The following is a 25,507-nucleotide window of genomic DNA, read 5'->3' on the forward strand; positions in this document are numbered from 1 at the left end:
AAACGGCGGATATACGGTGCGAGAACGCCACTTCAGGGTCGCGCGCGGTCAACGGCCGCCCGGCCTCGGGCGCGACCGGGCGGAGCGCCGCGACGGTGCCGCCGCGGCGCTCCGCCCGGATGCGCGCCGGCTCCCGGACCGGTCCGGGGACTGCGCGTGGTGCTGGTCCGGTCGCCGTGCTGCCGGCCGTGCCGGGTGGAGCTGCGGTGCGCCGCTCAGCGGAAGCCGGCCCGCGCCATGGAACCACGGCGCGGCTGCATCGGCACCCCGCGCGCCGGTTCCGCCGCGGACCTGCCCGCGGCCGCCCTGGCGGCGGTCGCCCTGCCCGCGGCCGTCCGGCCCGCGGCGGGCGGACGGCCGCCCGCGGGACCGCCGGACGTGCGGCGCGACTGGCCCGCCACGCCGTTCTGGACGTCCATCACGGCGTGCGCCACCAGACCGCCCATCGGATCGTGCCGGATCAGATCCCGCAGCCGGGAACGGGACGAACGGCCCTCGTTGCCCGGATACAGGTGCTTGCCCAGCCCGACCGCGTGCGCCAGGGCGGCGAGCGCCGCGGTCCGCGGGTCCGGCGGAACGCCGGTGCGGATCGCGGCATCCAGCCGGGCCCTGATCTCCCGGCTGATGGCCGTGTCCGTCGCCTGGTAGCGCGTCGTCGGCAGCACCCCGCACATCTGTCCGGGCACGGCGGCCACCATGCCGCACCGCTCCAGATGTGTCAGGTAGATCTGGCGGAGCCCGAGCCGGGGCCCGCCGATCCAGTGGACCGCCCGGACCGGAGCACCACGCCTGCGCAGCAGCTCCAGTGCGGAGTCCAGAGGAGGATCTCCTGTCGGCCGTGGCATCACCACAGCGATACGATCCCCGTCTGGGGCTATCCGCCCGGCCAGCGCGAGCTCCACTAGCTGCGCTCCGGCCAGACCGAGGTCGAGCGACTGCGGCTGCGCAGTGGTACCCGTGGCCGGGTCCAGTGCGAGCAGCAGAAGCTCCTCCGGAAGTGTTCTGCGGCTCCTGCCCATCCATGCCTCCCCGCGTGGATGAATGACAGGGTGACCCCTCTCACATTGGTCTGTCGAGGGTGCGTGACCGCTTCGTAGTGGAACCGGTAGGTATGTCGTTCCCGTCTTGCGCGTGGGTTTGGCCCGTACACAGGACACTGGTACATGGTTCGGACACAGCGGTGCGGCCACGCGACTTGGCACGTGGCAGGGCCCGTTGGACGGCCCCGGTCCGGGTGGCGGTTCACGGTTCGGTAGCACGCGGGGCGTGCGGTGCATGGAGGAGGCATCGGTGGCGGGCGAGTCCCCCGACAGTTCGAAGCAGCGCGAGTCGTCGGCGAAACCGGCGTCGGGGAGCGCGGGTCCAAAAGCCGAGGCCAGGAGCGACAGCGGCACGGCCCGCGGCACCCTCGACCCGCGCGTCGCGCTCACCGGGGAGGGCGAGGGGGCCGGTGAGTCCGGCGCGTCCGGCTCGGCGGGCACGTCCGTTGCCGCCGCGGCCGGCGAGCGCGGTGGAGTGGACACCGCGACCCGGGTGCTGTCGGTGCGTGAGGTCGTGACGGCGGCAGGGGAGTCCGGGGAGTCGTCCGGCATCTCGGACAAATCAGGCGAGTCGGGCACGTCGGGTACCTCGCAGGCGGGTGCTGCCGAGGGTGACGAGTCGCGCGAGGGCAGCACGTCCGAGGCCGGCCGCACGGACGGGCAGAAGAAGACCGAGGACTCCGCGACACGCGCCGAGAAGCAGTCCGCCGACGCCGGCGGCGGCAAGGGCGTCTCGCGCACCGAGGGCGGCAGGCCGGCCGGTGCGGCGAGCGCGGACAGCGAGTCCGAGGCCGCGAAGCCCGAGAAGCCGGAGAAGGCCGGGACGTCCAAGGGGGGCGAGCCCGAGAAGTCCGGGGAGCCGAAGGGCGTCAACCTGAGGAAGGCCGAGGCGCCCGCGGGCGGCGAGCCGGCGAAGCCCGGGCAGCCGAAGGCGGTCGGCCTGACGAAGGACGGCGCGCCCGAGGGCGGGAAGTCCGGCGAGGAGACGGCCGGGAACAAGGCCGACGCCAAGACCGACGCCAAGGCCGACGCCAAGGCCGACGCCAAGACCGGCGCCAAGACCGGCGCGACGGGCGAACCCAAGGCCGAGACGAAGACCGAGTCGAAGGCCGGGCCGAGGACCGACACCCCCGTCGACCGGCCCACGGCCGTCTTCGCGACGCCCAAGCGGCCCGCCGTCGACCAGCCGACCACGATGCTGAAGCTCGGCGGCCCCACGAAGGACGCCAAGGACCCCAAGGACGCCGAGGCCGCAAAGGGCGCCGAGGACGCAAAGGGCGCCAAGGACGTCCAGGACGCTCCGAAGACGGGTGCCCGGCCCGCCGCCGGCTCCCGCTCCGGCGAGTCGGACGGCGAACGGACCAGCAAGTTCGTCGCGCTCAAACCGCTCGACGACCCGTCCACCCGCAAGCCGCAGCCGCGCACCCCGCAGGCGCAGGGCGCGCAGAGCAAGCCCCCGGCGGACGCCGTGGGCGCAGCGGACGCCACGGTCGTCGTGCCCCGGGCCACCGCCGAGCGCACCGCGCAGCAGCCGCTGCCGCCCAAGCCTCCGCTGGACCTGCTGGCCGAGCTGACGAACACGCCGCCGCCCCCGCAGACCCCGCTGCGCACCCTGCTGCGCCGCATCAAGATCTGGTCGCCGGTGGTGGTGCTCCTCGCGATCATCTTCGCGGTCGTGCAGGCGCTGCGCCCGCTGCCGTCCCCCACTCTCGCGCTGTCCGCGAAGGACACCTTCACCTTCGACGGCGCGAACGCCGGCCTGCCGTGGCCCGACGAGGGGCAGGGCTGGATGGACGTCGACGGCATCGGCACGATGAGCCACTTCGGCGAGCAGAAGCCGGTGGCCATCGGCTCGGTCGCCAAGACGATGACCGCGTACATCATCCTGCGCGACCACCCGCTCAAGCCGGGCCAGGAAGGCCCGAAGATCAAGATCGACGAGCAGGCGGAGAAGGAGGGCGGCTACGACACCAGCGGTGAGTCCACCCTCAACACGGTCAAGGCCGGCGACTACCTCACCGAGAAGCAGGCCCTGTCCGCCGTCATGATCCCCTCCGCGAACAACATCGCGCGGCTGCTGGCGCGCTGGGACGCGGGCTCCGAGCAGGCGTTCGTCAAGAAGATGAACGCCACGGCCAAGGAGCTGGGCATGACCAACACCACCTACACCGACCCCTCGGGCCTGACGAAGACCACCGTCTCCACGGCTCAGGACCAGGTGAAGCTCGGCCACGCCGTGGTGAAGGTCCCGGCGCTGATCGCCATCACCAGCGCGGCCAGCTGGACGGACCCCTCCGGCCGCTACTGGCCCAACTACAACGAGCTGCCCTACACCATGGGCGCGATCGGCATCAAGACCGGCACCACGACCGCGGCCGGCGGCAACCTGCTGTTCGCCTCCCGCAAGGAGGTCGGCGGCCAGACGGTCACTGTCGTCGGCGCGATCCTCGCCCAGCACAAGGGGCAGTCGATCCTGGAGACGGTCAACAAGGTCAGCAAGGTCGCGCTGACGGCCGCGCAGGACGCGCTGACCTCGGCGAAGATCCTGAAGAAGGGCGATGTCGTCGGGTACGTGGACGACGGACTCGGCGGCCACACCCCGGTCGTCGTCACCAAGGACGTCACGGCGGTCGGCTGGGCCGGCCTGAAGGTCAAGCTGGCCCTCACCGGCAACGACCTGCCGCACGAGGCCAAGGCCGGGACGACCGTGGGCCGGCTCACCGTGGGCGACGGCGCACAGGGCGCGGTCCAGGTGCCCGTCGCCCTGCAGACGGACCTCACCGAGCCCGGCTTCACGGACAAGCTGACCCGCCTCGGCTGACCCGCCGCGGCACCCCGGCCCGCCCGCCGCCGGCGCTCACCGGCCGGCGCGGGCGTCCCCCGGGGCCGTACGGCCCTCGCACACCCCGTCGCGAAGCCCCACCCGCGGGCTCCGCGGCGGGGTGCGTGCTAGCGTCACGAATCGGGCACGTGGCCGGTTGCGCGGGACGCGGCCGCGAACTCATGGACAGGACACGGGGAGTGCCTTGCAGTGGCCACAGCGGAGTCGACACGCGCGGACGACGCCGAGCCGGGGCCGGGAGCCGGCCCGCGAATAGCTGCGCCGCAGACCACCACACACCCTGACGGACAGCACGCCGGCGCGGGGGACGGAGGCGGGGACGGCCCGCCGCCGACCGGGCGGCGGCTGCCGCGCACCCGGGCCGCCGTCATGGCCCTGCGGAGGCGGATGCTCAGGCACCCCGCGCTGTCGGTCACCGCGCTGGCCGGTGTGCTGCACATCGTCTGGTTCTTCACCGTCGCCAACAGCGGCGGCGACCTCGCCGCGCAGGACGCGTGGGCCGAGTTCGTCGGCCGTCATCCGGACTCGGCGTACAACCTCGCCTGGTACGGCGGCATGCACCCGGTGTCCTACAGCATGGTCTCGCCGTATCTGATGTCCCTCCTGGGCGTGCGGACGACCATGATGATCGCGGGCACCGTCTCGGCGGGCCTGCTGACGCTGGTCCTCGTCCGCAGCCGCCGGGTGCGCAACCCCCTGTGGGCGTCGCTCGCCGGAGTCTTCGGACTGCTGTGCAACGCGGCGTCCGGCCGGGTGACCTTCGGCCTGGGCACCATGTTCGGGCTCGGCGCGGTCGCGGCCGTGTTCTGCTGGCCGTACCGCTGGCGGCACAAACGCTGGGCGAAGGCGCTGGTCGCGGCACCGCTGGCGGCGCTGGCCACCATGTCCTCGCCGGTCGCCGGCCTGTTCGTCGGGCTGGTCGCGGTGGCGCTGTTCCTGCAGAAGCGCCGCCCCGGCGCCTGGGCGCTCGGGCTGGCGCCCACCGCGGTGGTGGCCGCCTCGGCGCTGCTGTTCCCGTTCTCCGGCACCCAGCCGATGGCCTTCGGCTCGGCGGTGCTGCCGCTGCTCTACGCCGTCCTCGGCGCCGTCCTGGTGCCCAAACGGTGGAAGACCGTCCGGATCACCTCCTGGGTGTACGCCCTGTTCGTCGTCGGGGTGTGGCTGATCAGCTCCCAGATCGGCTCCAACATCACCCGCCTGGCGATGCTCTTCGCCGGGGTGGTGCTGGCGGCCGCGCTGCCCTTCACCGTGCCGCGCACCCGCAAGTGGTACGCGACCGTGCTGGCGCTGGTCGGGTTCGTGGTGTGGATCGGGATCAAGTCCGTCGACGACGTCGTCCACACCGCCCCCGCCGCGTCCTGGTCCCGCGAGCTGGCCCCGCTGGTCCACCAGCTGCAGAAGGCCGGCGCGCAGAAGGGCCGCGTCGAGGTCGTCCCGGCCAGCTCCCACCGGGAGGCGTCCGCGCTGGCGCCGTACGTCAACCTGGCCCGCGGCTGGAACCGCCAGGCCGACATGGAACGCAACCCGCTGTTCTACGACGACACCCTCAACGCCGAGAACTACCACGAGTGGCTGCGCCGCTGGGCCGTCCACTACGTGGTCCTGCCCAAGGGCGAACCCGACGGCGACGGCGGGCACCGCGAACGCGACCTGGTGCTGCGCGGCATGCCCTACCTGAAGCAGATCTGGGGCGACGCCAACTGGCGGCTGTACGAGGTGACCGACCCGACCCCGCTCGCCGGGCCGGACGCGGTCGTCCAGCGAGCCGAACAGGGCGAACTGACCCTTGAGGTGCGCAAGCCCGGCCGGATCCTCATCCGGGTGCCGTACTCGCCGTGGCTGAGCCTGGTCGACGAGAACGGCAAGAAACTCAAGGCACCGCAGGAGACCGAGGCCTCCAAGCACCGCGCCCCGGGCATGCCGAAGACCTTCGACAACGTCCACGGCTGCCTGGCCGAGGCCGCCGAGGACGCCCGCGGCGACAAGTGGACCACCCTGCTCGCCCCGCGGGCGGGAACGTACCGTCTGGCCGCCCCCTACCAGCTCCCCCGGGGCACCCCCTGCCCCGACGAACTGAAACCGTGACCGTCCCGGCGGCCTGAGACCGCAGGCCAGAACCCTTGACGCACTGAGCGGAACACCGCCCGGGCCGGCCCACGCCGGACCCGGGCGGTGCCGCACGCCGCGAAACCATCGTCACCGCGCCCGGCGGTCACCTTCCCCTGTTGCTGTTGCCATTGCCATTGCCTTGCCGTTTCCGCTGCCGCAGCCGTCACCGCACCGGGAAGGCCACGTCGCACACCGGGTCATCGGGCCCCGCCGCGTCCCAGTCGGCGAAGTACACCTCGCGGGGCGGCCCGGCCTGCTCCAGGCCCTGCCCGGCGATCCACCGCTCCACCGCCTCGAACGCCGCCAGAATCTGCGGGAACACCACCTGCGCCTTGGTGATCCGGGTGTACGCCAGCCGTCGCGCCGGCTCCACCCGCACACCGGTCTGCCAGGCCCGGGCCCGGCCGCCCTCCCTGGCCCACACCCGCGCCGCCGCCTCGTCGGCCACCGGCAGACAGCACTCGGCCGGCCCATCGCTCTCCATGGTGACCTCGGCGTGGTAGACGACGAACGGCGCCCCCGCTGCCCCTCCGCACGCACCGGCCGCCTCCTCCAGGCGGTTCAGCGACGCCCCGATCCACGCGGGCAGCTCCGGCGCCAGCGTGTGCCGGGTCTCGGCGATCACCACCTGCTCCGGCACGTCGACCGTCTCGATGGTGAACTCTCCGTACATCTCCGGGCTCCTTTCCGCCAGCCGTCCACGGAGGTACGCGACGAGGGCACGCTGCCCGGCCACCCGGGTCTCCACATCCGCCCAGTACACGCCGAGCCGCTCCGCCGCCTCGGGCCCGTCGGCGTCGAGCACCTCCGCGATCCGGGCCAGCGGCATGTCCAGCTGGCGCAGCAGCGCCACCAGCCGGGCCCGCTCCACCTGGCCGGCACGGTAGTAGCGGTAGCCGCTGACCTCGTCGACGTACGCCGGAACCAGCAGACCCAGGCGGTCGTACAGCCGCAGCGCCTTGGGCGACAGCCGGGTCCGGGCGGCGAACACGCCGATCGTGAGCAGCTCTTCGTCCACGCTCTCGTCCTCCGTCGCCGGGCGGGACTGTCCCGCCCGGCGACACGACGCTGAACCCTCACCCAAGGGCCAGGTCAACGCCGCCGGCACGCTCAGCCCAGCTGCTCCTCCACGGCCGCGACGACCTCCGGGGCCTCCGGGTCGGTCTGCGGGGAGAACCGGGCGACGACCCGCCCGTCGCGGCCGATGAGGAACTTCTCGAAGTTCCAGCGGATGTCACCGCTGTGCCCCCCGGCGTCCGCGAACCCGACCAGACGCTGGTACAGCGGATGCCGCCCCGCCCCGTTGACCTCGACCTTCTCGGTCATCGGGAAGGTCACCCCGTACGTCGCCGAACAGAACTCGGCGATCTCCTCCGCACTGCCCGGCTCCTGGCCCGCGAACTGGTTGCACGGCACCCCGAGCACCGTGAAACCCCGCTCGGCGTACCGCTCGTGCAGCCGCTCCAGCCCGGCGTACTGCGGGGTCAGCCCGCACTTGGACGCCACGTTCACGACGAGGACGACCCGCCCCGCGTACTGCCCCAGGTCCGCGGACCCGCCCCGCAGCGCACCGATCTCCACCTCGAGGGGCGCCGCGCCGTTGCTCTCAGTAATGGTCATGCGGGCGATCGTAACGCTCGGCTGTGACACTCCCCAGACCCCGCGCCCCGCCCCGCCGCCACCGGCCGGACGGACGAACGGCACCCGCCCCGGCCGTCCACCCGTTCGGGTGGCCCCACATGGCGACCGCACGCCCCCGCGCACACGGTGGAGCCACCCCCTCCAGAGAGGACCACGCCATGACGCAGCAGCCGACGACACCGGGTGGCCACCCTCACGACCGGGACCGCACCGACGCGGCCGGCACGCTGTCCGGCCCCGGCTTCTGGGCGACCGGCGGCACGATCTTCGCCGGAGTGGTGCTGCTGGTCGACGGACTGCTGAACATCCTCAAGGGCATCTCGGCCGTCTCCTCCGACCGCATCTACGCCCAGGTCGACAACTACATCTACCGCTTCGACCTCACCGGCTGGGGCTGGGCCCTGGTCATCGTGGGCGCGATCGCCGTCCTCACCGGCCTCGGCCTCCTCGTGGACGCCCTGTGGGCCCGCGTCCTGGGCGTGTTCATGGCCTCCATCAGCCTGGTCGCCAACTTCCTCTGGCTGCCCCACCTGCCCCTGTGGGGCCTGATCTCCATCGCCCTCGACGCCTGGGTGATCTGGGCCCTCACCGCCCACCGCCCCCAGCGCCCGGCGACGCTGTGACCTGAGCGCCTGGCCCGGCAGAAGCCGGAGCGCCTCGCCCGGCAGGCGCCGGCGAGGCCGCCGCGGCTCTGCTCGAGTATGTACAGTCCGAGGGTGGACTCACGGGTGGCGGCCTTCGCCCTGGCCGGCCCACTCTTCCGACGCCTGCCGGCCAGCGCAAGGCGCCTCGCCGCACCCCTCGGAGCCCTCCTCATGGCCACCGCCTTCGCCGCCCTCGCCGCGGCCCCCCGAGCACGGCCCGGCTGACCGCCCTGCTCGCCCTCGGCGGCATCGGCTACGGTGCCGCCTTCAGCAGCACCCTGACCCACCTCACCGACACGGTCGACGCCCGCCTCACCCCCGACGTCACCGGCCTGTTCAACACCACACTCCAGATCGGCGGCACCCTGGGCGTAGCCGTTTTCGGCGCCGTGTACCTCTCCCTCACCGCACACGACGGCACACCGTCCCACGCCTTCGCCCTCACCAACGCGGCCCTGGCAGCGCTCTCGCTCACCGCCGTCGCCCTGATCGCCGTGGCGCGGGCGGCGCGGCGGTAGCCGGGGGGCAGCGGCCAAGGGGTGGCACGTCTGCGGCGGCAGGTCGCGTGTGTGGTTCTTCCGTTCCCGCGGGTATCGGTCACGTATGGCGTCTGAGCCGATACGGCAGGTGCTTCATCAAGGGAAAGGGAGAAACGGCGGTTCTCCAGTCGATCGGCGGCTCCGGGCACTTATTGCTCCCGTATTGCTCCGACGTGCGCCCCTGTGTGCACCCACGCATCAGGTGTGCGCTTCATGCTCTCTGCCCTGCTGCCCTGACACCTGCTTGTCTGGACCGGCTGATGCCTGTGGATCAGAAATGGTTCAGAGGTGGAGCGGAGAAGGGAGGGGACACCCTTGACGCTGCAGTCCGAAGCCCCCGGGCGGGAGGAGTGGCCTGCCCGCAGCTTTCTCGGCGGCCTGCCGGAACCCGTCCGCGCCAAGCTCCTGGGGATCGGCACCCGCTGCCGCTATCTGCCCGGAGAAATTCTGATGCGCGAGGGCGACAGATCCAATCACGTAGTGCTTCTGCGCACGGGATCCGTCAAGGTCACCGCCTGCCTGGACAACGGTCATGAAGCGCTCCTCGCCATCCGCGTCGGAGGGGACATAGTCGGCGAGATGGCTGCCATGGACGAGGGCGCACCGAGGTCGGCCACGGTCACCGCCTGCGGAGAGGTCGCCGCCAGCATCGTCCGCGAGTCCGACCTGCGGTTCTTCCTCGAATCCCACCCCGAGGCGTCGCGAGCGCTCAACCGGATCGTCGTCCAGCGGCTGCGCTGGTCGAACCGACGACGGGTGGAATTCGGCGGGTACTCGGTCAAGGTGCGGCTCGCCCGCGTGCTCGCCGAGCTGGCCGACTCGTACGGGCACCCGGTACCGCGCGGAACGGTGATAGGGGTCAACCTCACCCAGCCGGAACTGGCCGCGCTCACCGGCTCGGCAGAGGTCACCATCCACAAAGCCCTTGCCGAACTGCGCAGAGAAGGGCTCATCACCACCGGTTATCGCCGCACCACGGTCCTCGACATGACCGGACTCCGGGAAACCGCCCGCCTGCGCCGGTTCTCCGCGTAACGAGCACGTCTCCCGCCCCGTCCGGCGAAAACCGTATTTCTACGACTCACTCGGTGATCCTCTCTTCTTGCCGCACAGTTGACGCCGACCTCGCTCAAACCAGCAGAGGGGGACCCGAGCCCATGACACCCCACACTGACACGCAGGAGATCATCACCCGCCACCTCTGCCTGGCCGCTGACGTGGAGAAGTACAGCCGCCTCGACACCCCGGACCAGGAGACCTTCCAGGCCGACCTGGTACGGGTGCTCGAGGAAGCGGCGGTCCTCAGCGGCCTGGACCGCACGACCTGGCAGCGGCAGCCGCAAGGTGACCAGGAATTCGCTGTTCTGCCGCACGGCACCCAGGAGTCGCTCGTGGTGGGCAGCTTCATCCGGAACCTGGCCATCCAGCTCGGCGAGCGCAACGCCAACGCCGCCGAGGGCAAGCGGATGAGGCTCCGGCTCGCCATCGACTTCGGCGTGGCCCGCACGGCCGCTCTCGGCTACAGCGGACCCGCTCCGGTCATGGTGGCCCGCTACCTCAACGCCCCCCAGCTCAAGCGGGTGCTGGAGTCCCTTAACTCGACCGACCTGGCGCTGATCGTCTCGGACCGGGTCTACCAGGACGTGGTCCGGCTCCGGGGCGACGGCCAGGGCCCGGACCCGAGCGCGTACGTCAAGGTGCACGTCCGCGAGAAGGAGTTCAGCGGCTACGGCTGGATCCACGTGCCCGAGCACGGGCCGGAGGAGCTGGAGCCGCTCGTGGCGGACCCGGAGCCGGAGAGCACCACGACCCACGCCACCAACGTGGTGAAGCAGAACAGCGGTGGCGTCTACCACTTCGGCAGCGGTGACGCGGCCGAAACCATGCACAAGAACTACAACAGGTGACGGTGCCTCGGCCATGGACGACACAGCAACACCCATAGACCCGCTGGTGACCCAGTCCTCGGTGGAGTCGTCCGCCGACGAGGAAGAGACCGCCTCCGTGCCCGCCGGCACGGAGGCGGTGACCGAAGAACAGGCCGACCACATCCGGGAACTGCGGGAGCGCGGCCTGCCCCAAACCGTCGTCGAGGGCGGAGTCACGGGGGAAGCCGTCGGCTTCGGCAGCGGTGATGTGGCTGGGACGATCTACAAGACCTACCTCGGCGCCTCCTTCGCCGACTCGGTCGACGCCCCGGTCGACGGACCGGTCCCCGACAACGACCTCGACCGCCTGCGAGAGCGGTACGTGGCGCCCGCCGCGCATGCCGCTCTGGTCCGGCATCTGGCCGATCACGGGGTTGCCGTCTTGCGTGGGACCCCCGGTTCGGGGCGGTACACCACGGCGCTGCTCGCCGCGCAGGAGGCGATGACCGCCGGCGTCGTCGTCCTGGACCCGCAGGCAGGCGTGCGCCGGCTGGTGCGGGACAACGGAGGACTCCAGCCGAGCCGCGGCCACGTCATCGAGGGAGACGGCACGGAGTGGGCGAACGAGCTGCGTCCGCAACTGCTCGTGGGACTGCGGGGGGCCACGTACGGCCGCTCACCGCTGGTGATCGTCGTGGACGACCAGGTGCCGGTCGCGGAACTGGCGGGACACGTCGTCGAGCACGAGGTGGCGGACGACATGCCGGCTCAGGTGCTGGAACGGCATCTGACGGTCCTGCTGAAGGACCGGCCGTCGGACTGCCGCAAGCTGCTGGAGCACCCACGCCTTCAGGAGGACCTGCTGGGACGCAGGTCCATGGCGGAGATTGCCGGCCTGGCCCGCCATCTGGCAGGACGCGTGCGCGACGGCGACGACATCGACGACATCGTGCAGGGCCTCGGTGCCGAGCTGCGGGCCAAAGCCGTCAAGCTTCTTGGATCTCCGCAGCGGACCGGCTCGGAGGCCGGCAGGAAACAGGAGGTGTCGCTCTGGTCCCGGGCGTTCCTGCTGGCCTGTGTGGTGCTCGACGGAACCACGCTGACCCGGGTCAGCCGGGAGTCTCACCGGCTCGCGGAGCTGCTGCACGGGGTGCGCTCGCCCTCCTCGGTGCCGGGGATGCCGTTGTTCGAGGAGAGCGTGCAGGACTGGCTGGGACACTCCGAGGTGGAGTTCACCGACCGGGCGGGGAACCCGGTCGGGCCCCGGCACCCGGAGTGCCTGGTACACGTCAAGCAGCGGGGCCTCGGCGAGGCGGTCCTGGAGGTGCTGTGGCACGACCACAGCGGCGCCCGGGGCCCCCTGCTGGAGTGGCTCGACGGCCTCGTCGTCCGCGGCGAGGAGGACATCCGCGTGTCGGCCGCCCAGGCGGTCGGACTCCTGGCCACGTTCGACTGGGCCTATGTGCACGAGGAACTGCTCGTACGCTGGGCGTCGGACAAGGGGGAGCACGCTGGACGGCGGCGCTTCGCGGCGGCGTGGGCACTGGAGCGGGCCGTGGCCGACCCGCTGCTCGCTCCCCGGGTGCAGCGCCTGCTGCGGCGCTGGTCCCACCGGCGTGAGTTCCGGGCCTGCGCCCAGGCCGCGTACGGCACCCGGATCGGCGCGAAGTACCCGGCCGAGGCGCTGAGCAGCCTGGAGCGCATCGCAGCAGGGTCGGGGATGAAGAGCGTGTGGACCGCGGTACGGGAGATCTACGCGGCCGGGTCGCGCGTCCAGGTCCTGGAACGGCTGGCCGACTGGGCGGCCTCACCCCGTCACTGGCTGCGCGACGACGCGGCGAAGTGCCTGCAGGGGCTCAGCAGGTTCCGCGGTCAGCGGGCGGTCACCAACTTCCTCAAGGAGCCCGGTCCGCGCGAGCACTTGCTGCTGCTGAGCCGGCGCATCCTGCTCAGCAGCACTCCCGCACACCGCCAGTGCGGCTGGAACGCCATGCGGCTGTGGGTGGAGCGGGCCGGGGGCGAGAAAGGCCTCGGCGAGCTCCTGGCCGACTTCTTCGCCGAGCTGCCCGAGCAGGACGGCGAGGGCGACCGCCTGCGCGAGCAGTTCCGGTTCTACCTGCGGCTGTGGAGCCACCAGCTCCCCGACACCACAGCAGTCGGACGTATTCGTTCTCTCGTGGAGAAAAGGTGGTCGATGTGACCAGTGCACCACGCCGCGGCCTGTTCACCTGGCTGCGCGGTCTGTTCAACCGCACCCCGAAGCCCCTCCCGGTTCCGTCCTTGGAAGCCGTGACGGTCGATGTGCCGGACCTGACGTCGGTGCATCGCACCACCACCGTCACGTTCGAATCACCCGCCAAGGGAGACGGGTTCGACTTCCGCGTCGAGGTCCGCTGCGACTGGTGCGCCGAGGGACGCTTCGACCAGGAGACGCTGCGCGCTGCCATCGATGACTACGCGGCGAGCGTGCACGAGCGACTGGCTGCGCGGATCCGCGAGGTCACCCGCACACACGAGCCGTTCCACGTCGAGGAAGCAGAGCACGACGTCAACGAAAAGCTGGAAGAAGGCGAGTGCTTCGAAAACGGACTGGTGACCTGCCGGACCACCGCGTTCCTCGCACCCGCGCCGGAAGTGCTGGAGCAGCAGCGCAAGGCGGCCCTGGAGCTGCAGGAGATCGAGCACCGGTACGCGAAGTCGGCGCTGCAGGTGAAGCTGCTCAGCCGAGTGGCCGAGGAATGGCGTCACTTCCTCGCCAGCGGAATGGCCGGCATGCGCGAGGGCGACGACGCGCTCGCCTGGCTGACGCCGTGGGCCGTGCTGCTCGCCGAACAGCCGGACAAGGCGGCGACCGAGGTCGGCGAGATGTTCCAACAACGGCAGAAGCAGGTCAAGGAATTCATCGAGTACCTGGACAAGCAGATGAAGGCGTACCAGACCCACGACCTCTTCGAGTTCGTGGTCACCAATGAGCGGCAGCTCGGTCACGCCATGCGGCTGTTCGGCCTGCCCCTGCCGGGCGAGTTGAAGTCCGGCGAGGGGTGGTCGGAGCCGTTGCCCCGGGCCCAGTCGGCCCGGGACTGAGGCAAGGGGACACGGCTCAAGCCAGCAGCGGGACGGAGAGGAAGGACAGACCGGTGGTCACTGCCATCAGCCCCGTCCAGACGACCCCCTTGGCGATGTACCGGTGCTTGGCCATCGCCACCTGGGCGAGCACCGGTATCAGCTGCCAGATCTCCCTCTGCTCGCTCTCCGCATCCGCCGGCGGAGCAGTGCCGTCGGCGGTGGCCAGCAACGGCAGGCTGAACCTGTTCGGGGCGGCCGGCGGCCCCAGGCGGGGGCGGAGGGCCTGCACCACGCAGTACACGGCGGGCAGGAACGCCGCCACGTGTAACACCAGCAGGCCGACCGCGATCCAGGCGCCGGGACCGCCGTGGCCCCACGCCTCGCGCACACGGTCACCTTGCGGGATGGCCATGGCCATCAGCCCCGCCTGAACGGCACTGAGGACCCCGGCCTTGGTGTCGGCGAACTGAGCCGACGCCTGAAGCGATGTGTACACGGCCAGACCGGACCGGAGACCGGCGTCTTTCTCCTCTCCCGCGGTGGTGATTCCGGGAGCCGGAACGGAACTGGACACGGAAAAACCTCCTGGCACCGAGTGGCTGAGGAATTCCAGTAACTCGCCTCACACTCCGCGGGAAAAGTCACAAATACGCATTTCGCCGATCCATCCTGATCTGGAGAATCCGGTGACTTCCTCGAAGCAAGCACGATCCAGCCGACTCCTCGCAGTGGTGCTGTCGCTCACCGCCGTCGCGGCCGTCAGCGGCTGCGGTGCGTTCGACACCCCCAAGGCCCGGCCCTGTGCCTGGCTGGAGCGCCAGGCCGAGCCGGCGGACAGCAGCACCCGGCAGCAGACCGTCGTGCTCGTGGACCGAAGCTCGTCCACCCGCCCGGACACGAACACCTCGCCCGGTCACCAGTCTCCGGACTGGGCGGCCACCCTGCTGGACCCCCAGCAGATGACGCTGCCGGCATTGGAAGGCGGAATCCTGTCCATGGCCGGCTTCGACGGCAACAGGTCCACCGTCGACTGGGCGGTCAGCAGCACCTTCGTCACCCCGGTGAAAGGCAACGAGACACGGCGGAAGGACCAGCAGCGAGCTCGGTCCGAGTGCCTGAAGGAGCGGCTGCGACAGCTGGCCGCCGAGGAGCCGGGCACGGATCGCACAGATGTCCTCGGCGCGCTCGCCGCGGCCAGCGACCGACTCGGTACGGAAGGCGGCCGCCGGCGGATCTACGTGGCCACCGATGGGCTGACCAACACCGGCTGCGCGGACCTGCGCTCCTCGGGATTCGACGGGACGGCGGAGATCAAGGCGACCGTGGAACGCTGCCGCAAGACCGGAGAACTGCCCGACCTGAAGGGCACGGAGGTCCACCTCGTCGGAATAGGCCAGCCCGCCCGGGGCGACAAGCCGTCCTCCGCGCAGACCGCCTGGCTGATCGCCCTCTGGACCCGCCTGTGCGAGGCGACCGGAGCCTCCCCCTGCAAGGTGACCGCCATCACCCACGACGACGAGACGGGGCACACCACCGGCACCGGAAAGCCGGAACCAGCGGTCACCTTCCCGGCCCTCTCGGAACGGTCCGCCGACCGGGTCACCACGATCGTCCTGCCCGGCTCCATCCTGTTCGCCACCGACCGGGCAGAGCTGTCCCAGGACGCACGGGACACGCTGGACAAGGCCGCACGCCGCATCAAGGAACTCGATCCCGTCTCGGTCACCGTCTCCGGACACACCGACTCACGCGGCAGCGAACAACACGGCAGGCAGCTTTCGCGGGCCCGCGCACAGGCGGTCCGGAAAGCCCTCGCCCAGCGCGGCATCACGGTGATCTCCGCCCGCGGTTACTCCGACGACCGCCCCAGGTGCACCCCCGAATACCACGACGGCGTACCCGACTACGCGGCCATGGCGTGCAACCGCCGCGTGGAGATCGCCGTGACGGTCCGCCGCTGACCGCTCCACCACAGCCCTCACCCGTCCGAGAAGCACAGCGCACGAAGGACCACACCCATGTCCCTGAATCACCGAGGCATCCCGTGCCACCACGGCTGCGGATGCGACATACGAGACCTGGTGAAGAGCGCCGAGTCCGGTCCCGAACGGGCGCCGGAGCACCTGGACAACGGTGAGATGCGGATGCTGCTCCGCGCGGCTCGGGAGGTCGCCGAACTCGTCGGCAGCAACCGCGAGCAGCTCGCCGTCGCCCGAGCCCGTACGATCGACGCCCACGCGCGGGCCGAGGAGGCCATCCAGGCCCTGGCCCGGTTCGAGGTCGCGGCCTCCCTGCGGAGAAGCCGCGCCGCCCACCAGGCGGTGGAAGCCCGTCACGCGGACGACGGAGCCCACGACCGGCGCCGCCGCGAGATGTGGATACGGATGCTGCGCTGGCCCGTCATCGTCGCCATGGCCGTGTTCGACGCCTGGTACTTCATGCAGGTCTTCCAGTACCTCACCGTCAGCAACGATGACATCTCGCTGATCGAGCAGACGGTCTCCGTCCTGCCCGGAGTCGTCCTGGCGCTCGCCCTCATGCTGTCCGGACACGCGGTCGCGGCCCCGCTGCACCGGATACGCGAGCAGGTACGCGCCCTCCGCGAACGCCGTCCCGCCCTGTCGCTGCTCGCCTCACTCTCCCTGCCCGTCCTCTACCTGATCGCCGTCCTGTTCACCGTCACGGTGTGGGCGGTGCTGCGGGCCCGTGACACAGGCGATGACATGGCGACGGCGAGCGGGCGGTACGCCCCCGGCTATGTCGCGGTGCTGATGCTGGTGCTCGCGATCACTGCCGTGGCGATGAAGGTCGTCGCCCACAACCCCTACGCCGACAGTGCCGCCGAAGCCCGCCGCGCACTGCTGCGGGCCAAACTGACCTACGGCTGGCTGGTGCGGCGGTGCGGCACTGCCCTGCGCGACCACGAACGAGCCTGGAGCGACCTGTGCGCACTGCGCGACGAACTCGCCTCACACGTACGCCTTGAGAGCATGCGCGTTTGGGAGGCCGCCATCCTCACGGCCCGCATGTACCACGGACAGGCCGGCAACCGTCCGCCGGTCCCGGCCGTCCCGTCCGACGAAGCGGATCCGCAGACGGTCGCCCGGGTGGCGCCCCTCTTCACCGGCGTGGCCGAGCCTCCGCCGGAGCTCGGCCCCTTGGTCGAAGCCAACCGGGTCGCCGTCACCTGCGCCCCGGCCGACCTGCGTGCACGCCGAGATGAGCTGATCAGCCGCATCAACAGCCAACTCGCCCCTGCGTGATGCCTCAGAGCACTTGTGGCCGCAGAACCCCGCGACGCTTCCGTTCAAAGGCCCTTCCGTCCGACGGCCGGAAGGGCCTCGGCCCGTGCGTCTCACTGCTGACCAGGGCATGCCCGCATGCACCCCCGCCCCTTCAGGAGACCGATCGATCCCGCTCCGGCTGCGATCGCCGGCCGGCCCCAGACGTACAGAAACATCGGCGCATGCCCTGTACCGCAGTCGTCGATGCCGGTCGGGCTCGTCACAGTCCCCTCGTCCGGGACGGAGAGCGTGCTCCGATGACTCCGGCCCCCGATCGCGCTAGCGTACGCTGGTGATCAGCCAAGAGGGAGCACGTCTGGGTGCGGAAGCCGCGCATCGCCCGGCAGAGACAGGCCTCTACGAGTTCGAGCCCGGGCTGAGCGACGCCGAGTTCGAGCGCATCGAGCGGGAGTAACGGCTTCCAGTTCGCCGATGATCACCGAGCGTTCCTCGCGGCGGGTCTACCGGTCAACGTCCCTCCGGAAGACGGGCAGACGTGGTCCAACCCCTGGCCTGAGTGGCGCGGGTGGTGATCTGGACAGCTTGCGTCAACAACTCGACTGGCCGGTCGAAGGCGTGCCGCTCGATGTCGAGCACAACGGATTCTCCCCGGTGCGAGCAATATTCAGCCGCCACGCGTGAGACACCCTCGCAGGGCGGCGGAATCCGCCTCGACGGTGGCTGGAGTCCCCTGCTATCAGATTACTAGGGGAGTTCGGGGCGGACCAACGCCCGGGCGAATGGCTCTCCGGTGGCTCGGGCGTAGTCCATACGCTCGCGCACCTCTCGGAGGGTGCGCGGGCGGTAGCCAGGGCCAAACCCGCAGCAGCTCTTGTGGAAGCGCACACCGGCGTGCAGGAGCACGGAGAGGGTGCGCCAGGCCGCGGTGTCCCGCCTCTTGGGCGCTGCGAAGGCAGAGCCGACGTGGATGAGCGGTTCGGCGCAGCGGGGACAGACCCGGTCGTGGTCGTAGCAGCTTGGGTATCGCTGCTTGTAGGAGGCCCTGCAGGGCAGGCAGACGTAGGAGGTCTTTGCATGCGCCATGCGGCGAATGGTAGGGGCGTCGCAGGGTGGGGCTCGACAGATTTTTCGGCATGCGTGCGTGCGTCGGCTGTTCAGGGAAGGCCGGGGCCGGTGTCGAGTGACCATAGTGCTCTTACTCGTGGCGCACGCTGGGCCGGATCATCTGAGAAGGGCAGTACGTACATGAGGGCGCCGGGAATGCAGGAGCCCTCACGTCCGTTGGCGGGAGGGCTCCTGAGCTGGTGCTCCCGGCAGGTTCCGAACCCGTGACGCCCGCTTCAGAGGGTCGGTCCGAGAGCATCCCGGCGGTGCCGTCGAGCGGGTGACCGAACATGCCAGGCGGTGCACGGGTGCCCGGTCCGGTGCTGTCGATGTCACCCGTGGATGCCAGCCGGAGCTAGCGCTTCTTGCGAATCTTGCGCTTCTTCTCCTTGGCCTCCTTCTCCTTGCGCTGGGCCACGCCGTACGCGGACCACTGTCCCTGATGGACAGGACACCTGGACGTGCCGGTCACCACCGGCCGCCGGCACCGACCTCCAGCCTTGGTCGGGGCGCCACACCTCGCCATGCTGCTCTGCCCCCTTCGGTCTCGTCATGCCATGCGTGAAGCTCCAGGCACCATGGCTGCCGTGCCGGCCGGTAGGGAAGGCGCGTGCTGAATCTCCCGGGTGCACGCGGGCGCACCTCAAATACCCAACGCGCTGCCATTCCCCGTGGTTCCCAGAACGATCTGGCACGATCCCTTCGTCTGCTAGCAGCAGTGACGGACTGGTGCCGGCCCGTACAGCACGGGCTGAGGACGCGGATCGCGTACGCCTCGTCGGCGAGCTCGGTGACCTCTTCGCGGGCGGCCCAGCGCAGTGCGTGGGTCTCCTCGCGCCTTCGAGCCGCCTCGATGATTACGACCCCACGAGCGATCGTGCGGCCGATCGATGGCCCAGGGACGCACGGCATCACCTCGGCGATCACGCCCCGGGGCACGGGTGGCCGTCGGCATCAACTCCTCTGAAGAGCAAGGACAGCCGACTTCCTGGCGCGATGCGCTGCTGAGGTCGATCTCGGCCCAGCAGCGCTTGCCGGTCTCGGCCGGTTCGGCGTGGTAGCGGTCGGCGAGAGCGGTGACGAGGAACAGGCCCCGGCCGCCCTCGCTGTCCGCGCAGGGCAGAGCAGGCTTGGGCAGCACCGGGCTGGAGTCGCGGACCTCGATCCGCAGTACGGCCTCCTTGAGGCTGACTGCGAGCAAGACGGGCTCGGCGCCGGCGTACTGGACCGCGTTGGTGACGAGTTCACTGATCAGGAGTTCGGCCGTCTGCACCACCTCGGCACGCAGCCCCGCGTTCCACCCCGCTATCGCGTCCACGGCGCGGTGCCGGGCCACGCGTGCTGCGGTGGGCGTCGCGGGCAGGGACAGCGTGAGCCGATGCTCGGTCATATGCGGGGCTCCCGATCCAGGCGTAGTCACATGTCACAGCACGCAACCATGTCGTCGCGCTGTGTGGCGTACTCCTGGCGTGGGTACCGCATGGCTTATGCGGGAACTGCATCACCGCCCTCCCCTGAGCTCGTCGCGCTGGCAGGATCAGCGACGGCGGAAGGAGCCGTGGCAGATGGCCGACGCGCAAGAGCAAGCAAGACGGATCGCAGAACGCATCCGTCGGGCGCGGGTGTCGCAGCGGCGTTCACAGCACGACGTGGCCGCAGCGCTCGGGTATCACCAGTCCAAGGTGAGCCGTCTGGAGAGCGGACGCGGCACGGAGGACATCCGCGTCCTACGCGCCATCGCGCGCGAACTGAACATCCCGCCTCATGAGTTGGGCCTTGCCCCGCCTCAGGACGTCTTCGCCGCCGATCAGGAGGCCGACGACATGCGACGCCGCACCTTCCTCTCCGCGAGCATCGCAGCGCTCACGGCTCCGGCCGGCTCTCCGTCCTCGCACACCGCCCTCGTCCAGGCCCTCCTGCCCGGTGCCGGTCCGCCGGGCACCGGTGACCCGCAGGACACGGCCGCGCTGCACGAACGCGTCGGATCAGCGATCAGGCTTTTTCACACCTGCCACTACGCGGAGTTGGAGCGCATTCTCCCCGGCCTGATCGCCGACCTGCGGCTGGCGGCCGACGACGCGACGGACAGGGACACGGTGTCCCGGCTCCTGGCCAGGGCGTATCAGACGGCGACGAGCCTGCTGCTCAAAAAGCACGACCACGGCACCGCGTGGCTCGCCGTCGGCCGCGCGATGGCCGAGGCCGAACGGTCGGGGGATCCGGTCGTCCTCGCCTCCAGCGTTCGCGTCCAGGCCCACGTTCTGGTCCGCGAGAAGCACGCCCCCCAGGCCGTCACCCTGGTTAGGCACACCGCCGAGCAGCTCGCCGGTTCCTACGACCGACGCTCTCCCCAGTACCTCGCCGCGGTGGGGCTGCTGCTCCTGCGCGGCGTGACCGCGGCCAGCCGGCTCGGTGATCGCGCGGCCACGCAGGAATTCCTCGCCGAGGCGAAGGACGTCTCGCGGTACGTCGCCCTCGACCGGCCTGGTGTCTGGGCCACCTTCAGCCCGACCAACGTCGCCCTGCACGAGCTGAGCGCTCTGGTGGCCCTCGGCGACGCAGGCCTCGCCCTGCAGACGGCCCGGCCTCTGATGCGCCGGCACATCCCTATCCCCGAGCGTCGCGCCGCTCTCTGGATCGAGGCGGCCCGCGCCTACAGCCAGCAGGGCCGCCTGGCCGACGGCTACCAGGCGCTGAGGATCGCCGAGACCTGCGCCGCCCAGGACATCCGCCGTCCGGACATCCGCAATCTGGTCGCGGACATGGCCGCCCGCGACCGCCGACGAGCACTGCCGGAACTGCATCACTTCAGTCGCCAGTTGGGAGTCCCCACGTGACAGAACAGACCGCCCCGGACACCAAGCCCTTCCTGTACGTCGTCGTGTGCGCGTCGGGTGTGGCCCCTGACGTCGGCACGCTCATCACCGCCGCGCAGGAGGCCGACTGGGACGTCGGCGTCATCGCCACACCGCAGGCACTCGGCTTCATCGACGCCAGGGCGGTCGAGGCGCAGACCGGCTACCCGATCCGTTCCGCCTGGCGTTCACCGGGAGAGCCGCGTCCCCTGCCGCCGGCGGACGCGATCGCCGTGGCTCCCGCCACCTTCAACACCATCAACAAGTGGGCCGCCGGGATATCGGACACCCTCGCCCTGGGCATCCTGTGCGAGGCCTACGGCCTGGGCATCCCGACCGTGGCCCTGCCCTACCTGAACTCCGCCCAGGCCGCCCACCCCGCCTATCGGCGCAGCCTCGACCGGCTGAGGGAGATGGGCGTCCTGATCGGTTCCTACGATCCCCACCGGCCCAAGGCGGGCGGCGGGGCGGAACGGTTCCGATGGGAGGAGGCATTGGATTTGCTGCCGTCGGCCGCCGAGGCCCTGGACCGGGTCCGGTGACCCTGCTCAGCGCAGGGGATGGCCAGTCCTGGTCGAATCGCATGGCAGGGTCGCCCCCTCGATCCGGCGGCGACACCGCACGAGATGCCCGGTCTGGGAGCCGAAGGCGCAGGCCGGCAGAGGCACTGTGGCTTGAGACTAGCTGCTCATCTCCCTGCGACTTCCTGCGTCCCCGCAGGCGCCCGCTCGCCCGCGTCGGACTGCACCTGGACGACGGGCATCCGCAGCGACCTGAAAACCCTGATGGAGGACCGCGCCGACCACGAGGCACGCATCCGCACGCTGCAGCGCCGCGTGGGGACGGCGTCCGGGATGGCCACCGTCCTCGGCGCCCTGGGTGGCGTCCTCGCACACATGCTCATCCGCTGAACGAGCGCCCCCTTTGCCGGCCCCACGCGGGTCGTGCAGAGGGGCGCCTTTTGCATCCAGGGCCTGCGGGCTGGGCTGGGCGTCCTGCTGTTGGGGCAGGCCTACCCAAAGCGCATCAGCCTGCGAGACGTCTGGCGCCCCTGACTCTCCGCCGCCTCCTGTCAGCGCAGCGCTTCAATGGCCCGCAGGATCAGAGCGCGCGCGTCGGCCCCGTATACGGCCATGCGCCGCAGCTGCCCGTACGCCCGCAGGTACAGCGCAACTTCGGACGGCTGCGTGATCCGCACCCGAGCAGACATCAGCTCCACCGACACCAGTTCGTCGTCGTAGACGTGGAACACCTCCCGCGGCCACATGGAGCGCTTCAGGTTGCTGGTGATGATGCCCAGAGACACGGACGGCAGAGCGCCGGCGGTGAGGAGCAGCCGAGCTGTGCGGCCATCGCGTCGGCGTCGCCGAGCTGGTAGTGCAGCACAGCTTCTTCGATGACCATGACGAACCGGTGCCCCGGCTAGTGGATGATCTCGGACCGCTGGACGCGGGCGGCTGCGGCCTCCTCGGCATCGTCGGGCACTTCGTGGAGGGCGGCCGTCGCCGACAGCACGGCGCGCGCGTACCCCTCGGTCTGCAGCAGACCGGGCACCAGCGTGGGGGAGTAGATCCGGAACAGCTCGGTGGACTGGAACAGGTCGACGTAGCTGTCCTGCAGCTTCTTCAGCCCGGCGCGGACCTTGCGCCGCCACTCCGTGTAGGCAGACTCAGCGTTGCGGGACTCGGCCAGGATGTCTGCGGCCTGGTCCTCGGCGCCGCAGGCCCGGCACCAGCGCCGGATGTCGTCCGGCGTCGGCCGGGTACGTCCGTTCTCGATCCGGGACGTCTTGGGGTGTGTCCAGCCGCAGCGCTTGGCCAGCTCGGTGCCGGTCAGTCCCGCGTCGGCCCGCAGCTCCCGCAGCCGCTGCGCGACTCGCTCGCGCGCGGCCTGAGCCGATGAGGATGTGGAGAACGCCATGCGCTGCGGCCGCCCCTTTCACTAGATGACCAGCTCCGCCTTGCTCTCGTCGACCCACACCGTGGGACTCTCGGCCTGCCCGGTGTTGGGGTCGATGCCGATGAACCGTAGCGACATCACAGCCTCCGACGCTGGCCATGTGCACGGATGTGCACCATCTTCTGCCCGAAGTGCGGGGCGAAGACCAAAGCCAGCCATAGGACAGGCCGGCTCTACTCGCACCAGCGTCCTGGACAAGTCGCTGTGTGCCCCGTCTTGGGTGACAAGGTCATGAAGGCCGAAGGCGACAAAGCCTTGCGGCCTCCAGCGCTGAGAGAAGGTCCCACTGGCGTGGTTGAGGTATCAAGCTCGCCGACAGCCTCAGCCTGACTTGCCCTCGCAGAGCGTACGAACCGTCCCTGGCGTACCCACTGCGGCCACTGCCGCGGACGCTAACGGCTGCGCTTGCCCAGAGTGGGTTAGCCATCCGAGAAGCAGTAGGGCGGCCCACGGCCTGGGTGTCACAGGTCGGGGGCTGCTATTGCGGCCACCAGGTGTTACCCGTGATTTCCTCCTCTATTTGGCATGGTTGGAGCACGGGCAACTTTTTTCCGTAGTTATGTGGATCGATCAGTAACGGTTGCACCCATCGTGTAGAAGCTCTAAAGGACCACTGCAAATCAGGGGGGCGGCTTCTGTGGTTGCTCTGTGTTGCTGTCCGCAGTGGGCCTAGGCGTGGAGCGCAGAAGCTGCTGGCTCCTGGCGCCAGTTGGCGAGCTCAGCTGAGCGAACGGCTGTGCACGCGCTACTACTCGGTTGATTGCTTCGAAAATGGGATATTCAGCGCGTAGGCGAGCCCCGTATGCAAGATCCAGGGCCCCCTTCGATCGAATGCCGCCGTATTCCTTCGGTGATAGAACTGAACATAGCCGCTGCTTGCTCGATAATTCCCGATCGCCCCCTGCAAGAAGAGATACTCTCCGAAGTCTCCCAAAGAGATGCTGTCGGAGACTTTCGCTTCCGCCATCGCCTGGTCAAGAGAGGTCTTGTCAAAGACTCTAGATGGGAGGGCGGCCAAAACTTGTTCGAGCCTCTTCGTGGCATCGGTTGGTAGGAGTCCGACAGATTCAGATTTAATTTCATGCAGGAGGTGGTTCTGCGCGAAGTTGTCCGCTCCGGCTCGCACCTGCCTGCCGGTTAGAGGTCGATAGGTGTGAGCCCTCGACTTTATGGACTTGAAGAGCTCCGTCATGTCGCGCGGGGTGTACCTGGTGAAGTCGAGAATGTATCGGGGTGTTGAAATGCTCTTCCGTCCATGCGCTACTTCAACAAAAGGAGGAAGCAGATCGAGGAGCTGCTCGGTGTCAATTTCTGCCTTGCGTGCGAGGTATTCCCAGAGGGGGACGCTACGGAAGTCTTGAAGCTCGGCACCCCACTCCATGTTGATTCCGCTGTCGGCTGCAATCTTGGGGGCGTCCGCAAAATCTATGCGCCGGAATACGTCGCTTCTGCACATGACCATGAGGTATACATTGCGATTTCCTGCGGTGAGCAGTGTGCGTGTTATTTTCTCCCCCACGCGAATCAGTGCGGCCAAAGTGCGCCAGTAGGCGTCATTATCACCGATGGCTTTATCGAGGCCATCGATAGCCAGCAGATGTCTATTTGGCGTCTCGGCTCGCGAAAGCAAATTAACGATTGCGTCCCCAAGTTGACCAGGGCTGACGAGATCGGACTCCTTCGACATTATGTCGAGGTAGCCGACTGGGAATTTGATCCCCCCTTTCCTCTCCCTGACCCTTCTGAGGACTTGGGGGTAGTCGTCGGAGGCTAGGCCAGCTTTACGCAGATCGGCAATGAACTTAACGACCTGAGGGTCGCGACTCAGTGAGCAAGAATTATCGCTGATCAAAGAGTCCAGAAGTCGGATCCCGATGAAAAGTTTCCATGCGGCATCCGTTAGGGCCGATACCTCGCCAGAGACCAACTTCTTATCGATGGATGGGAGTGGGCTCTGGGTGCGGTTAAGTTCGTCAAAGTCGACGAGTTGGAAGAAGATCGATTCCTTGCTGAATCGGCGCTCCCAGTCGTATTTGATGTAATAGGCGGCGGCGCTTTTGCCCGAGCCCTTCGGTCCGAGTATGAGAAATTTCTCGTGCTCCTCGATCTCCTCCGAGAGATTCCATCTATCTAGATAAGTCCTCAAGAAACGTTGTGGGTTCGCCGGAGCCTCGGACTCCGCTGCTGCCTTGCCGAAGTAGAGGCGGGTGATGTCAATAGTCATACGTGACTCCCCCCGGAGATCATCAACGTGCATGGATAGTCTTCCACGGGAGGGACCTCGGCGCAGCCCCTTCGGTTCTTCTGTCTAAGGATTTCGGTCTGCTTGCTGCGTGACAGGGCGGCAGAGCGGGTTTGATACCAGTGGACTGCACGGTCTGGGGCGGAGCATGATCAGGGGGACGTGGACCCGCCGAGGCCATGAGCCACATGGACCGCCTGCTCAGGAGGCGTTCGGTCGTCGGTGACCGCCCTCGTTGATGTCAAGAATGGATGTCAAAGGCCCCGGACCATGATCCTTGGGTTCTAGCGGTCCTCGCAACACCCGCGATCTGTGGGAGTTGCGAGGACCGTGGTCGTTGGACGGGATGATCG

20 protein-coding genes and 3 pseudogenes are annotated in these 25,507 nt (G+C 69.5%); 14 read left to right on the forward strand and 9 right to left on the reverse strand.

The annotated features are described in order from the left end of the window. Window positions 1-215: 215 nt before the first annotated feature. Window positions 216-1,019, reverse strand: a complete 804-nt coding sequence (locus IE286_RS09945; protein WP_189796257.1) for a GOLPH3/VPS74 family protein — start codon at window positions 1,017-1,019, stop codon at window positions 216-218. 256 nt (window positions 1,020-1,275) lie between these two features. Here IE286_RS09945 and IE286_RS09950 point away from each other — a divergent pair, with 256 nt between their 5' ends. Both IE286_RS09950 and IE286_RS09955 read left to right on the forward strand, forming a co-directional pair. Next, complete coding sequence (locus IE286_RS09950) at window positions 1,276-3,861, forward strand: D-alanyl-D-alanine carboxypeptidase (protein WP_189796258.1); 2,586 nt, start codon at window positions 1,276-1,278, stop codon at window positions 3,859-3,861. Between the two features lie 210 nt (window positions 3,862-4,071). Next, the gene (locus IE286_RS09955; protein WP_189796259.1) at window positions 4,072-5,967 is read left to right on the forward strand and encodes a DUF8823 domain-containing protein; all 1,896 of its coding nucleotides are present in this window, start codon (window positions 4,072-4,074) and stop codon (window positions 5,965-5,967) included. Window positions 5,968-6,154: 187 nt separating this feature from the next. Here IE286_RS09955 and IE286_RS09960 read toward each other — a convergent pair whose 3' ends face one another. Together IE286_RS09960 and IE286_RS09965 are read right to left on the reverse strand one after the other, a co-directional pair. Further along, window positions 6,155-7,009 (reverse strand): MerR family transcriptional regulator, encoded by an 855-nt coding sequence (locus IE286_RS09960; protein WP_189796260.1) that lies wholly within the window; start codon window positions 7,007-7,009, stop codon window positions 6,155-6,157. 92 nt (window positions 7,010-7,101) lie between these two features. Next, on the reverse strand, window positions 7,102-7,611 hold the full coding sequence (locus IE286_RS09965) for a glutathione peroxidase (RefSeq protein ID WP_189796261.1): 510 nt from the start codon (window positions 7,609-7,611) through the stop codon (window positions 7,102-7,104). 179 nt (window positions 7,612-7,790) lie between these two features. On the opposite strand from IE286_RS09965, the gene IE286_RS09970 reads away from it, so the two are divergent. The 6 genes from IE286_RS09970 to IE286_RS09990 all read left to right on the forward strand — a co-directional run bounded on the left by IE286_RS09970 (window position 7,791) and on the right by IE286_RS09990 (window position 13,767). Continuing rightward, window positions 7,791-8,255: a DUF7144 family membrane protein gene (locus IE286_RS09970; RefSeq protein ID WP_189796262.1), complete on the forward strand. Its 465-nt coding sequence runs from the start codon at window positions 7,791-7,793 to the stop codon at window positions 8,253-8,255. A 410-nt stretch (window positions 8,256-8,665) separates the two neighbouring features. Next, the gene (locus IE286_RS27600; RefSeq protein ID WP_267969552.1) at window positions 8,666-8,794 is read left to right on the forward strand and encodes a hypothetical protein; all 129 of its coding nucleotides are present in this window, start codon (window positions 8,666-8,668) and stop codon (window positions 8,792-8,794) included. Between the two features lie 336 nt (window positions 8,795-9,130). Then, window positions 9,131-9,850, forward strand: coding sequence for a Crp/Fnr family transcriptional regulator (locus tag IE286_RS09975; protein WP_229862211.1), 720 nt, complete (start codon window positions 9,131-9,133; stop codon window positions 9,848-9,850). Window positions 9,851-9,972: 122 nt separating this feature from the next. Continuing rightward, the gene (locus IE286_RS09980; RefSeq protein WP_189796263.1) at window positions 9,973-10,722 is read left to right on the forward strand and encodes a hypothetical protein; all 750 of its coding nucleotides are present in this window, start codon (window positions 9,973-9,975) and stop codon (window positions 10,720-10,722) included. 13 nt (window positions 10,723-10,735) lie between these two features. Further along, window positions 10,736-12,883, forward strand: coding sequence for a hypothetical protein (locus IE286_RS09985; RefSeq protein WP_189796264.1), 2,148 nt, complete (start codon window positions 10,736-10,738; stop codon window positions 12,881-12,883). Beyond that, the gene (locus IE286_RS09990; protein WP_189796265.1) at window positions 12,880-13,767 is read left to right on the forward strand and encodes a hypothetical protein; all 888 of its coding nucleotides are present in this window, start codon (window positions 12,880-12,882) and stop codon (window positions 13,765-13,767) included. The genes IE286_RS09985 and IE286_RS09990 overlap by 4 nt, the downstream gene beginning before the upstream one ends. A gap of 16 nt (window positions 13,768-13,783) precedes the next feature. On the opposite strand, the gene IE286_RS09995 is transcribed toward IE286_RS09990, so the two are convergent. Then, window positions 13,784-14,245 (reverse strand): Pycsar system effector family protein, encoded by a 462-nt coding sequence (locus tag IE286_RS09995; RefSeq protein ID WP_189796266.1) that lies wholly within the window; start codon window positions 14,243-14,245, stop codon window positions 13,784-13,786. Window positions 14,246-14,435: 190 nt separating this feature from the next. Between IE286_RS09995 and IE286_RS10000 the strand changes: the two genes are divergently transcribed. The 3 genes from IE286_RS10000 (at window position 14,436) to IE286_RS27605 (ending at window position 17,448) form a co-directional block, all read left to right on the forward strand. Further along, window positions 14,436-15,710 (forward strand): OmpA family protein, encoded by a 1,275-nt coding sequence (locus IE286_RS10000; RefSeq protein ID WP_189796267.1) that lies wholly within the window; start codon window positions 14,436-14,438, stop codon window positions 15,708-15,710. 57 nt (window positions 15,711-15,767) lie between these two features. Further along, complete coding sequence (locus IE286_RS10005; RefSeq protein ID WP_189796268.1) at window positions 15,768-17,012, forward strand: hypothetical protein; 1,245 nt, start codon at window positions 15,768-15,770, stop codon at window positions 17,010-17,012. Window positions 17,013-17,325: 313 nt separating this feature from the next. Beyond that, entirely contained in the window at window positions 17,326-17,448 is a 123-nt protein-coding gene (locus IE286_RS27605; RefSeq protein ID WP_267969553.1) for a hypothetical protein, read from the forward strand. A 290-nt stretch (window positions 17,449-17,738) separates the two neighbouring features. Here the strand turns inward: IE286_RS27605 and IE286_RS27120 are convergent, their stop codons facing one another. From IE286_RS27120 to IE286_RS10020, 3 genes and pseudogenes are all read right to left on the reverse strand, one after another. Further along, window positions 17,739-18,077 (reverse strand): deoxyxylulose-5-phosphate synthase, encoded by a 339-nt coding sequence (locus tag IE286_RS27120; RefSeq protein ID WP_229862214.1) that lies wholly within the window; start codon window positions 18,075-18,077, stop codon window positions 17,739-17,741. Window positions 18,078-18,851: 774 nt separating this feature from the next. Beyond that, window positions 18,852-18,932 (reverse strand): annotated as a pseudogene (locus IE286_RS10015) (NUDIX hydrolase); the annotation flags it as partial. Between the two features lie 259 nt (window positions 18,933-19,191). Next, window positions 19,192-19,488, reverse strand: a pseudogene (locus IE286_RS10020) (ATP-binding protein); the annotation flags it as partial. A gap of 175 nt (window positions 19,489-19,663) precedes the next feature. Here IE286_RS10020 and IE286_RS10025 point away from each other — a divergent pair. The 3 genes from IE286_RS10025 to IE286_RS27610 all read left to right on the forward strand — a co-directional run bounded on the left by IE286_RS10025 (window position 19,664) and on the right by IE286_RS27610 (window position 21,864). Then, the gene (locus IE286_RS10025) at window positions 19,664-20,935 is read left to right on the forward strand and encodes a helix-turn-helix domain-containing protein (protein WP_189796269.1); all 1,272 of its coding nucleotides are present in this window, start codon (window positions 19,664-19,666) and stop codon (window positions 20,933-20,935) included. After that, window positions 20,932-21,495, forward strand: a complete 564-nt coding sequence (locus IE286_RS10030; RefSeq protein WP_189796270.1) for a flavoprotein — start codon at window positions 20,932-20,934, stop codon at window positions 21,493-21,495. The genes IE286_RS10025 and IE286_RS10030 overlap by 4 nt, the downstream gene beginning before the upstream one ends. A 243-nt stretch (window positions 21,496-21,738) precedes the next feature. Then, window positions 21,739-21,864 carry a hypothetical protein gene (locus IE286_RS27610; protein ID WP_267969554.1) on the forward strand — a complete coding sequence of 42 codons (126 nt, stop codon included), beginning with the start codon at window positions 21,739-21,741 and terminating at the stop codon, window positions 21,862-21,864. Window positions 21,865-22,025: 161 nt separating this feature from the next. Here the strand turns inward: IE286_RS27610 and IE286_RS10035 are convergent. Next, a pseudogene (locus IE286_RS10035) lies at window positions 22,026-22,873 on the reverse strand (helix-turn-helix domain-containing protein). Window positions 22,874-23,660: 787 nt separating this feature from the next. Continuing rightward, window positions 23,661-25,136 (reverse strand): P-loop ATPase, Sll1717 family, encoded by a 1,476-nt coding sequence (locus tag IE286_RS10040; protein ID WP_189796271.1) that lies wholly within the window; start codon window positions 25,134-25,136, stop codon window positions 23,661-23,663. Window positions 25,137-25,507 lie beyond the last annotated feature (371 nt).

Source organism: Streptomyces thermodiastaticus, assembly GCF_014656135.1.
Taxonomy (GTDB): domain Bacteria; phylum Actinomycetota; class Actinomycetes; order Streptomycetales; family Streptomycetaceae; genus Streptomyces; species Streptomyces thermodiastaticus.

Bases quoted from the DNA above. Each gene is read 5' to 3' on its own strand.
- IE286_RS09965 (WP_189796261.1), bottom strand. From the start codon at position 7,611: ATGACCATTACTGAGAGCAACGGCGCGGCGCCCCTCGAGGTGGAGATC.
- IE286_RS27610 (WP_267969554.1), top strand. From the start codon at position 21,739: ATGGAGGACCGCGCCGACCACGAGGCACGCATCCGCACGCTGCAGCGC.
- IE286_RS10040 (WP_189796271.1), bottom strand. From the start codon at position 25,136: ATGACTATTGACATCACCCGCCTCTACTTCGGCAAGGCAGCAGCGGAG.
- IE286_RS10005 (WP_189796268.1), top strand. From the start codon at position 15,768: ATGTCCCTGAATCACCGAGGCATCCCGTGCCACCACGGCTGCGGATGC.
- IE286_RS10025 (WP_189796269.1), top strand. From the start codon at position 19,664: ATGGCCGACGCGCAAGAGCAAGCAAGACGGATCGCAGAACGCATCCGT.
- IE286_RS09985 (WP_189796264.1), top strand. From the start codon at position 10,736: ATGGACGACACAGCAACACCCATAGACCCGCTGGTGACCCAGTCCTCG.
- IE286_RS09980 (WP_189796263.1), top strand. From the start codon at position 9,973: ATGACACCCCACACTGACACGCAGGAGATCATCACCCGCCACCTCTGC.
- IE286_RS09945 (WP_189796257.1), bottom strand. From the start codon at position 1,019: ATGGGCAGGAGCCGCAGAACACTTCCGGAGGAGCTTCTGCTGCTCGCA.
- IE286_RS27120 (WP_229862214.1), bottom strand. From the start codon at position 18,077: ATGGCGCATGCAAAGACCTCCTACGTCTGCCTGCCCTGCAGGGCCTCC.
- IE286_RS09970 (WP_189796262.1), top strand. From the start codon at position 7,791: ATGACGCAGCAGCCGACGACACCGGGTGGCCACCCTCACGACCGGGAC.
- IE286_RS09950 (WP_189796258.1), top strand. From the start codon at position 1,276: ATGGAGGAGGCATCGGTGGCGGGCGAGTCCCCCGACAGTTCGAAGCAG.